Below are 9,647 nucleotides of genomic sequence, written 5' to 3' on the forward strand. Positions count from 1 at the left end.
ACCGCCTGCCAGGTGCCCCGCCAGGTCCCCGTCACCTTCGAGGCCCCGGTGCGCGGCCGGTACGGCACGTCGTGCTCGGTGACGCGCCAGCCCGCGTCGGCGGCACGCACCACCATCTGCAGCGGATAGCCGCTGCGCCGGTCGGTCAGGCCGAGGGCGAGGAGCGGTTCGCGGCGGGCGGCGCGCAGCGGGCCCAGGTCGTGCAGGCGCAGCCCCGTGCGGCGGCGCACCATCCGGGCGAGCGCCAGATTGCCGGCCCGGGCGTGCGCGGCCCACGCGCCCCGGCCCTGCGGACGTCGTCTGCCGAGCACCAGGTCGGCCCGCCCGTCCGCGACCTCGGTGACGAAGGGGACGAGGAGGGACGGGTCGAGGGAGGCGTCGCAGTCGCAGAAGCACACGATGTCGGCCGTCGCGGCGGTCAGCCCGGCATGGCAGGCCGCCCCGAAGCCGCGGCGCGGTTCATGGATCACCCGTGCGCCCAACGCGCGGGCGAGGTCCGCCGAACCGTCGGTCGAGCCGTTGTCCACGACCAGGGCGCGCCACCCGGCCGGGATCCTGGCCAGCACCCAGGGCAGGGCCTCCGCCTCGTCCAGGCAGGGCAGCACGACGTCGACGCCCGAAGGCGGGGGAGAGGTAGTCACGCCTTTCACCCTACGAGGACGAACTTCGCACAACGGGCGTCGTCTTCTTACGAAACACGGACGTCGACGGCCCCGCGCGGTCCCCGCCGCCCGAGCGTCCGGCGAGGTGCGAGGCTGACCGCATGGAACAGCAACCGAGCCCACCGGCGGCCGCGCGCGTCCTGGTGGTGGACGACGACCCCACGGTCGCCGAGGTCGTCACCGGATTGGTGCTGCCCGCGGCCGCTTCCTGAAGAGGGCAGCACCACCGGTCGAGGGGCCCCCACGGCCACCGGTCCAGGGGCTCTACGCGCCGCGCATCCCCGCCCGAGCGAACTCCCGCATCCCTTCGGCGAACCCGACCTCCGGCTTCCAGCCCAGCTCGGCCCGCAGCCGTCGCGAGTCGGCGGTGATGTGCCGGACGTCCCCCAGCCGGTACTCCCCGGTGACGACCGGTTCGGGTCCGCCGTGGGCCGCGGCCAGCGCCCGCGCCATCTCCCCGACGGTGTGCGGCTCGCCGCTCCCGGTGTTGTACACGGTCAGCGCGCCGGTGGCCGTGTCCGCCTGAAGCGCCGCCGCGTTGGCCGCCGCCACATCCCGGACGTGAACGAAGTCCCGCCGCTGACGGCCGTCCTCGAACACCCGGGGCGCCTCACCGCGTGCGAGCGCGGAACGGAAGAACGACGCCACCCCCGCGTACGGGGTGTCCCGCGGCATCCGGGGCCCGTACACGTTGTGGTAGCGCAGCGAGACGGCGGTTCCGCCCGTGGCCCGTGCCCAGGCCGCCGCCAGATGCTCCTGGGCGAGTTTCGTCGTCGCGTACACATTGCGCGGGTCGACCGGCGCGTCCTCCTCCACCAGCCCCGGCGACAGCTCCGCCCCGCACTTCGGGCACAGCGGCTCGAAGCGCCCGGCGTCGAGATCGACGGTGTCCCGTGGCCCCGGCCGCACCACGCCGTGCCGCGCGCACGCGTACCGCCCCTCGCCGTACACCACCATCGACCCCGCCAGCACGAGCCGCCGCACCCCCGCGTCCGCCATGGCGGTGAGCAGCACGGCGGTCCCCAGGTCGTTGCGTGAGACGTACTCCGGAGCGTCGGCGAAACCCGTGCCCAGACCGACCATCGCCGCCTGATGGCACACGGCGTTCACACCGTCCAGCGCGCGGGCGACGGCATCGCGGTCCCGTACGTCCCCGCCCGCATCCGCAGCCACGTCGAACACGACGGGCTCGTGGCCGTCCTCCGTCAACGCGTCGACGACATGGGACCCGATGAATCCGGCACCGCCGGTGACCAGTACTCGCATGCGGCCCACGCTAGAACCGGCCACCGACCGCACCCCAGGGCCACGCCCGGCACGTCACGCTTCCGTAAGACGGCGACGGGCGGGACGGCGGCGGTGGGACTACGACGGCCGGGGCCGCGACGTAAGGATTTCGTCATCGGAGGGGCCGGGCCGAGAGCACCCCGGACTGCGTTGAATGGGGAGACGACACGGACGCACGGACGCAGGCACAGAAGCAGGCACGGACGCACGCACGGATCACGGAACAGGAAGAGGGAACGGCATGGGGCGCAAGCGGAGGACGCCGCTGATCACCGGGTTGACGGCGACGGTGGTCGTGGCCCTGGCCGCCGGACTGTACTGGTTCCAGCCGTGGAAGCTGTGGCAGGACGAGACGGTGACGGAAGCCCTGCCCGGTACGGTCGTGGACGTCTCCCGGGACCCCGCGGCGCAGCCGGGGGAGTCGCCCTCCCCCTCGGCGCCGACCGGACCCGTGACCGTGTCGAGCGGCGACCTGATCAGCCACGAGCACACGACGACGGGCACGGTGAGGCTCGTCCGGCTCGCCGACGGCTCCCATGTGATCCGGTTGGAGCGGCTCGACACCAGCAACGGCCCCGACCTGCGCGTGTGGCTGACCGACGCGCCGGTGAAGGAAGGGCGGGCCGGCTGGCACGTCTTCGACGACGGCGCCCACGTCAGCCTCGGAAAGCTCAAGGGCAACAAGGGAAGCCAGAACTACCCGCTGCCGGACGGCGTCGACCCCTCCCGGTACACCAGCGTCACCATCTGGTGCGACCGCTTCGACGTCTCCTTCGGCGCCGCCGCCCTCACCGACGCGGGGTGACCGCCGTGCGGGCACCGTCCGGGAAGCGGACAATACGAGCATGGGGCGTCGGCTCTCCGATGTGAGCGCACCAGCGCGGCTGGCCGGGCCGGACGAAGGCATCGGCCGGGACGAACTGGCGCTGGCCGCCCGCAATCACGGCCTGCCGCTGGAGGCCCTGCGGTACGACCTCACCCCGCCCGGACTGCACTACGTCCTCACCCACTACGACATCCCGTACGTCGCCGACGAGGCGTCCTGGGAGCTGACCGTCGGGGGCGGCGTCCGTCGCCCCCTGCGTCTCACCCCGGCGGATCTGCGCGCGCACCCCGCCGTCACCCTGCGCGTCACCCTGGAATGCGCCGGCAACGGGCGGGCCCTGCTGACGCCCCGGCCGGTCAGCCAGCCCTGGCTGGTCGAGGCCGTCGGCACCGCCGAGTGGACGGGGGTCCCGCTGCGGCTGCTGCTCGCCGACGCCGGGGTTGAGGACGGTGCCGTCGACGTCGTCTTCACCGGTGCCGACCACGGCGTGGAGCGCGGCGTCGAACAGGACTACCGGCGCGCCCTCCCCGTGGACGTGGCCGTCGGCGACCGGACCGATGTGCTGGTCGCCCACACGATGAACGGTGCCCCGCTGCCTCCCCAGCACGGCCGCCCGCTGCGCCTCGTGGTCCCCGGCTGGTACGGGATGGCGCACGTGAAGTGGCTGCGCGACATCACCGTGACCGACCGTCCGTTCACCGGTTTCCAGCAGACCGTGGCCTACCGGCTCCGGCAGCACCCCGAGGAGGAGGGCGAGCCGGTCACCCGCATGGCACCGCGCGCCCTGCTGATCCCGCCCGGCTTCCCCGACTTCATGTCGCGGACACGGGTCGTCCGGCCCGGCGCTCTGGAGCTGGAGGGGCGCGCCTGGTCCGGGCGGGCGCCGGTGTCACGGGTGGAGATCAGCACGGACGGGGGACGCGGTTGGGGCGAGGCCAAGGTCGAACCGGCGGGCGCGCATCGCTGGGCCTGGCGCCGGTGGCGCTTCGCGTGGACGGCCGTGCCCGGCGACCATGTCCTGATGGCACGGGCCGCCGACGCCGAGGGCGGACCCAGCCCCTGGGCCAGCCCTGGAACCGGGGCGGGTTCACCAACAACCTCGTCCAACAGGTACCCGTCGTGTGCCTGGAGTCCGGGAGCTGAACGGAACAGGCGGAGCGCCTCAGTCGCCGGTCCCCTCCGCGAGGGTGTGCGCGACGAGGGCGTTGGCGTGACCGTGCCCCAGGCTGTGCTCGGTCTTCAGCCAGTTCACGAGTTCCATGTGCTTGGTCAGCGGCGAGGAGCGGATGAGGTCCTTCCACTCCGCGATCGGTCGGCCGTACTTCTTCTCGATGGAGGGGAAGTAGCCGGCAGGGCCCTTCACGGTGGCGGTCATGTCGATGATCCTCTCTGTCCGTTGCTCTGGGTCGGTCGCCTTGTGCCGGTGTCGTCGCTGATATGACCGAGAGGCGCCGGGTGAATCATCGGCCGACGCGTGTGCTCCGCGTCACATCGTGCGGCCTGTGCGGGCGACGGCCGAACGGCTCCGCCCGGCGCCGGGAGTTCGTGAGCAACGGCGGGTTCATCGCCAACGGCGGATTCATCGCCGGCGGCGGTGCGGCGCCCGGACCACCACCCGGCCGTGGGTCTTCTGGCCGACCGGTTCCACGCGCAGGATCACCGGCGTGTCGGAACTCGTCCGAGATCAGCGGCGCGTCGGGGGAGTACGGGCCGCCGTCAGGGGTCCGTCAAGGATGCCCGTACGGCCGTTAGGGACCCGTCAAGAGCGGCTGTTTCCCGCTCGAACGGCGTTCTCCTCTAGGTGTCCGACGTACTTCCGCACCTCATCCAGGAGTTCGCGATGGCCGATGTGGCCTTCGTCGTCACCACGATCGCGGTGTTCGCGCTGGTGGCTCTCGTCGCCAGGGGGGTGACGAAGCTGTGACCGCCGAGAACGCCGTCGGCCTGGTCGTGGCCGTCGCCCTGCTGGGATATCTCGTCCTCGCCCTGATCTTCCCGGAGAGGTTCTGACCAGCGCCATGGGTCCCGTACTCGCCGGTGTGCTCCAGCTGCTCGCCCTCATGGGCGCGCTGGCTCTCGCCTACATACCGCTCGGCAACTACATGGCCAAGGTCTACTCCTCCGACAAGCACTGGCGGGTCGAGAAGTGGATCTACCGGAGCATCGGTGCCCATCCCGACACCGAGATGCGCTGGCCCGCGTACCTGCGCGGCATCCTCGCCTTCTCGGTGGTCGGGGTCCTCTTCCTCTATCTCCTCCAGCGGCTGCAGGGCGTGCTGCCCGGCTCGCTCGGCTTCGACTCGGTCAGCCCGGCGCAGTCGTTCAACACGGCCGTGTCCTTCGTGACCAACACCAACTGGCAGTCGTACTACGGCGAGCAGACCATGGGCCATGTCGTGCAGACGGCCGGTCTCGCCGTGCAGAACTTCGTCTCGGCGGCCGTCGGCATCGCGGTGGCGGTGGCGCTCGTCCGCGGGTTCGCCCGCTCCCGCACCGGTGAGCTGGGCAACTTCTGGTCGGACCTGGTGCGCGGTGTGACCCGCATCCTGCTGCCGGGCGCGTTCGTCGCGGCGGTCGTGCTGGTGGCGTGCGGTGCCCTCCAGAACTTCTCCGGCATCCACGAGGTCGGCCAGTTCATGGGCGGCTCCCAGCAGTGGAACGGCGGTGCGGTCGCCTCGACGGAGGCCGTCAAGGAGCTGGGCACCAACGGTGGCGGCTACTTCAACGCCAACTCGGCCCACCCGTTCGAGAACCCGACGCCCTTCACCAACCTCTTCGAGATCTTCCTGCTGCTGGTCATCCCGTTCTCGCTGACCCGCACCTTCGGTGTGATGGTCGGCAGCGTGCGGCAGGGGTACGCGATCCTCGCCACCATGGCGACCATCTGGGTCGGCTTCGTCGCCCTGATGATGTGGACCGAGTTCGCCCACCACGGCCCGGCGTTCGAGATCGCCGGCGGCGCGATGGAGGGCAAGGAGGCCCGCTTCGGTGTCGGCGCCTCGTCGATCTTCGCCGTGTCGACCACGCTCACCTCGACCGGCGCCGTGAACTCCTTCCACTCCTCCTTCACCGGTCTCGGCGGCGGCATCACGCTGCTGGGCATGCAGCTGGGCGAGATCGCGCCCGGCGGCACCGGTTCGGGCCTGTACGGAATGCTGATCATGGCGACCATCGCGGTGTTCATCGCCGGGCTGATGGTCGGCCGCACCCCCGAGTACCTGGGCAAGAAGATCGGCACCCGCGAGATCAAGCTCGCCGCCTGCTACATCCTCATCACCCCGGCCCTGGTCCTCGTTCTCACCGCCGTCTCCATGGCCCTGCCGACCCCGCCGAACTCCATGCTCAACTCCGGCGCGCACGGCTTCTCCGAGGTGCTGTACGCCTTCACGTCCGCCGCCAACAACAACGGCTCGGCCTTCGCCGGTCTGAACGCCAACACCGACTGGTACAACACCATGACCGGACTCGCGATGCTGCTCGGCCGCTTCCTGCCGATGGTGTTCGTACTCGCGCTGGCCGGTTCCCTCGCCGAACAGAAGCCGGTCCCCGCCACGGCGGGCACCCTGCGTACCGAGAAGCCCCTGTTCACCGGCGTGTTGGTCGGCGCCATCCTCATCATCACCGGTCTGACGTACTTCCCGGCGCTCGCGCTGGGCCCGCTGGCCGAGGGGCTGGCGTCATGACCAGCCGTACCGAAAGCGAAGACATGTCCACAGCCACCCCGACCCGGGCGCCGCACGGCGACGTACCCACCGGGCACAGGACCGCCGAGGGCCGGGCCGGTGCCGGCCTCTTCGACCCCGGGCAGCTCGTCAGGTCGCTGCCGGACGCCTTGCGCAAACTCGACCCACGGGTGATGGTCAAGTCGCCCGTGATATTCGTGGTGTGGAGCGGCTCCGTGCTGACCACGGTGTTCTCCTTCACGGACCCCGGCGACCTGTTCGGCTGGACCATCAGCGCCTGGCTGTGGCTGACTGTCGTCTTCGCCAACCTGGCGGAGGCCGTCGCCGAAGGACGCGGCAAGGCGCAGGCCGACACCCTGCGCAGGGCCAAGACCGACACCGTCGCGCGACGGCTCCTCGACGGCGGCGCGGAGGAGCGGGTCCCCGGCACGGACCTGAGGATCGGCGACCTCGTGGTCTGCGAGACCGGTGACGTCGTCCCCGGTGACGGCGACGTCGTCGAGGGCGTCGCGTCCGTCGACGAGTCGGCGATCACCGGCGAGTCGGCCCCGGTCATCCGCGAGTCCGGCGGCGACCGCTCCGCCGTCACCGGTGGCACCAAGGTCCTCTCCGACCGGATCGTCATCAGGATCACGACGAGGCCCGGCGAGACGTTCATCGACCGGATGATCAACCTCGTCGAGGGCGCGGCCCGGCAGAAGACACCCAACGAGATCGCGCTGAACATCCTGCTGGCGTCCCTCACCATCGTGTTCCTGCTGGCGGTGGCGACCCTGCCGCCGTTCGCCGACCACGCGGGCACCCAGCTGACGATGGTCGTGCTGGTGGCGCTGCTGGTCTGCCTCATCCCCACGACGATCGGCGCGCTGCTCTCCGCGATCGGCATCGCCGGCATGGACCGGCTGGTCCAGCGCAATGTGCTCGCCATGTCCGGGCGCGCCGTCGAGGCCGCCGGGGACGTCTCCACGCTGCTGCTCGACAAGACCGGCACCATCACGCTCGGCAACCGTCGGGCCGCCGAGTTCGTGCCGGTGGGCGGCGCGACCGAGGCCGAGGTCGCCGACGCCGCCCAGCTCTCCTCGCTGGCCGACGAGACACCCGAGGGGCGGTCCGTCGTCGTCCTGGCGAAGGAGCGGTACGGGCTGCGCGAGCGGCACCGCGGCGAACTGGTGCACGCCGAGTGGATCGCCTTCACCGCCCAGACCCGCATGTCGGGCGTCGACGTGGACGGCCGGAAGGTCCGCAAGGGCGCGGCGGGCGCGGTCACCGACTGGGTCCGGGAGCGGGGCGGGACGGTCGCCGAGGACGCGCAGAGCGCGGCCGACCGCATCGCCGCGGCCGGCGGCACCCCGCTGCTGGTCGCCGTGGAGGACACCGACGGCGCCCGCGCGCTGGGCGTCATCCACCTGAAGGACGTCGTCAAGGACGGTATGCGGGATCGGTTCGCGGAACTGCGCCGCATGGGGATCAAGACGGTCATGATCACGGGCGACAACCCGCTGACCGCGAAGGCGATCGCCGAGGAGGCAGGCGTCGACGACTTCCTCGCGGAGGCGACCCCCGAGGACAAGATGGCCCTCATCAGACGGGAGCAGGCCGGCGGCAAGCTCGTCGCGATGACCGGCGACGGCACCAACGACGCGCCCGCGCTGGCCCAGGCGGACGTGGGTGTCGCCATGAACACCGGGACGTCGGCCGCCAAGGAGGCCGGCAACATGGTCGACCTCGACTCCGACCCGACCAAGCTGATCGAGATCGTCGAGATCGGCAAGCAACTGCTCATCACCCGGGGCGCGTTGACGACGTTCTCCATCGCCAACGACGTCGCGAAGTACTTCGCGATCATCCCCGCGCTGTTCGCGGCCGTCTATCCGGGCCTCGACAAGCTCAACATCATGGCCCTGTCCTCACCGGACTCCGCGATCCTCTCCGCCGTCGTCTTCAACGCGCTGATCATCCTCGCGCTGGTGCCGCTGTCCCTGCGGGGTGTGCGGTACCGGCCGATGAGCGCCGACCGGATGCTCCGCCGCAACCTCACCGTCTACGGCATCGGCGGACTGATCGCCCCCTTTGTCGGCATCAAGCTCATCGACCTGCTCATCTCCCTGATCCCCGGGCTGTGATCCCTGAAAGGCGTGCTGTCCGCCATGAACAACTCCTTGTCGAACACGGGCCGGTTGCTGGGGGCGGGGCTCAGGGCCCTGCTGGTGCTGACCCTGGTCACGGGCGTCATCTACCCGCTCGCCGTCACCGGCGTCGCCCAGGCGCTGTTCCACCACAAGGCGAACGGCTCGGAGATCTCGTACGACGGGAAGGTCGTCGGTTCCTCGCTGATCGGCCAACAGGGCTACAGCCTCGACTACTTCCAGCCCCGTCCGGCGCGCGGTCTCGGTGAGAACTCGGTCAACACCCGGTACACGCTGATCCTCTCGGGCGCGACCAACCTCTCCGCCGACAACAAGAAGCTCATCGCGTCGGTCGAGGAGGCGAAGGCGAAGGTCGTCAAGGACAACTCCGTGCCCGGCCACACCGTCGAGCCGTCCCAGGTCCCGGCAGACGCGGTCACCTCCTCCGGCTCCGGCCTCGACCCCGACATCTCCCCGGCCTACGCCGACCTCCAGATCCACCGGGTCGCCGAGAGGAACGGCCTGACCGTCGCCCAGGTGCGGAAGCTGGTCGACGAGCACACCGAGGGCCGCACCCTCGGCTTCATCGGCGAGCCCCGGGTGAACGTCCTCGAACTCAACATCGCGCTCAAGGAACTCCTGGCCAAGAGCTGACAGCAACAGCCGACAACAGGAAGGCGCTCACCGATGACCCGGGTGCTGGTCGTGGAGGACGACCCCCAGCTCGTACGCGCGCTCGTCATCAACCGGCGGGCCCGCCACTACGAGGTCGACGCGGCCCCCGACGGGACCACCGCACTCCGACCGGCGGCCGCACACCGGCCCGACGTGGTCATGCTCGACTCGGGCTGCCCGACATGGACGGCGTCGACGTCATCAGGGCCCTGCGCGGCAGGACCCCCGTCCCCATCCTCGTGCTGTGCGCGCGGACGGCCTCCGAGGACAAGGCCGCGGCGTTCGACGCGGGCGCCGACGACTACATCACCCAACCGTTCGCCATGGACGCGCTGACGGCCCGGTTGCGCTCCGCCGCCCGCCGCCCACCGCCCGCCGCCCGCCGCAC

At 71.1% G+C, this 9,647-nt stretch carries 9 protein-coding genes and 2 pseudogenes; 8 read left to right on the forward strand and 3 right to left on the reverse strand.

The window, feature by feature from the left end; translation table 11 throughout:
* Together AOK15_RS37830 and AOK15_RS37835 are read right to left on the reverse strand one after the other, a co-directional pair.
* A partial coding sequence (locus AOK15_RS37830) for a glycosyltransferase family 2 protein (RefSeq protein WP_055523320.1) occupies positions 1-650 on the reverse strand: 650 nt, incomplete at its 3' end.
* Positions 651-926: 276 nt separating this feature from the next.
* Entirely contained in the window at positions 927-1,928 is a 1,002-nt protein-coding gene (locus AOK15_RS37835; protein WP_055523309.1) for an NAD-dependent epimerase/dehydratase family protein, read from the reverse strand.
* Between the two features lie 262 nt (positions 1,929-2,190).
* On the opposite strand from AOK15_RS37835, the gene AOK15_RS37840 reads away from it, so the two are divergent.
* Both AOK15_RS37840 and AOK15_RS37845 read left to right on the forward strand, forming a co-directional pair.
* Complete coding sequence (locus tag AOK15_RS37840) at positions 2,191-2,754, forward strand: DM13 domain-containing protein (RefSeq protein WP_055523311.1); 564 nt, start codon at positions 2,191-2,193, stop codon at positions 2,752-2,754.
* A gap of 40 nt (positions 2,755-2,794) precedes the next feature.
* A pseudogene (locus AOK15_RS37845) lies at positions 2,795-3,918 on the forward strand (sulfite oxidase).
* Between the two features lie 19 nt (positions 3,919-3,937).
* Here the strand turns inward: AOK15_RS37845 and AOK15_RS37850 are convergent.
* Positions 3,938-4,150 carry a DUF4287 domain-containing protein gene (locus AOK15_RS37850; RefSeq protein ID WP_055523313.1) on the reverse strand — a complete coding sequence of 71 codons (213 nt, stop codon included), beginning with the start codon at positions 4,148-4,150 and terminating at the stop codon, positions 3,938-3,940.
* A gap of 426 nt (positions 4,151-4,576) precedes the next feature.
* Here AOK15_RS37850 and AOK15_RS48430 point away from each other — a divergent pair, with 426 nt between their 5' ends.
* The 6 genes and pseudogenes from AOK15_RS48430 to AOK15_RS37875 form a co-directional block, all read left to right on the forward strand.
* Positions 4,577-4,699 carry a hypothetical protein gene (locus AOK15_RS48430; RefSeq protein WP_257234561.1) on the forward strand — a complete coding sequence of 41 codons (123 nt, stop codon included), beginning with the start codon at positions 4,577-4,579 and terminating at the stop codon, positions 4,697-4,699.
* The gene (gene kdpF / locus AOK15_RS37855; RefSeq protein WP_055523315.1) at positions 4,696-4,785 is read left to right on the forward strand and encodes a K(+)-transporting ATPase subunit F; all 90 of its coding nucleotides are present in this window, start codon (positions 4,696-4,698) and stop codon (positions 4,783-4,785) included. The genes AOK15_RS48430 and kdpF overlap by 4 nt, the downstream gene beginning before the upstream one ends.
* 8 nt (positions 4,786-4,793) lie before the next feature.
* Positions 4,794-6,458 (forward strand): potassium-transporting ATPase subunit KdpA, encoded by a 1,665-nt coding sequence (gene kdpA / locus AOK15_RS37860; protein WP_055523317.1) that lies wholly within the window; start codon positions 4,794-4,796, stop codon positions 6,456-6,458.
* Between the two features lie 23 nt (positions 6,459-6,481).
* Entirely contained in the window at positions 6,482-8,581 is a 2,100-nt protein-coding gene (kdpB, locus tag AOK15_RS37865; protein WP_055523318.1) for a potassium-transporting ATPase subunit KdpB, read from the forward strand.
* A gap of 24 nt (positions 8,582-8,605) precedes the next feature.
* Positions 8,606-9,238: a potassium-transporting ATPase subunit C gene (locus AOK15_RS37870; protein WP_055523322.1), complete on the forward strand. Its 633-nt coding sequence runs from the start codon at positions 8,606-8,608 to the stop codon at positions 9,236-9,238.
* A 33-nt stretch (positions 9,239-9,271) separates the two neighbouring features.
* A pseudogene (locus tag AOK15_RS37875) lies at positions 9,272-9,647 on the forward strand (response regulator transcription factor); the annotation flags it as partial.

The sequence above is a fragment of the Streptomyces ossamyceticus genome (assembly GCF_001418475.1).
Lineage (GTDB): Bacteria > Actinomycetota > Actinomycetes > Streptomycetales > Streptomycetaceae > Streptomyces > Streptomyces ossamyceticus.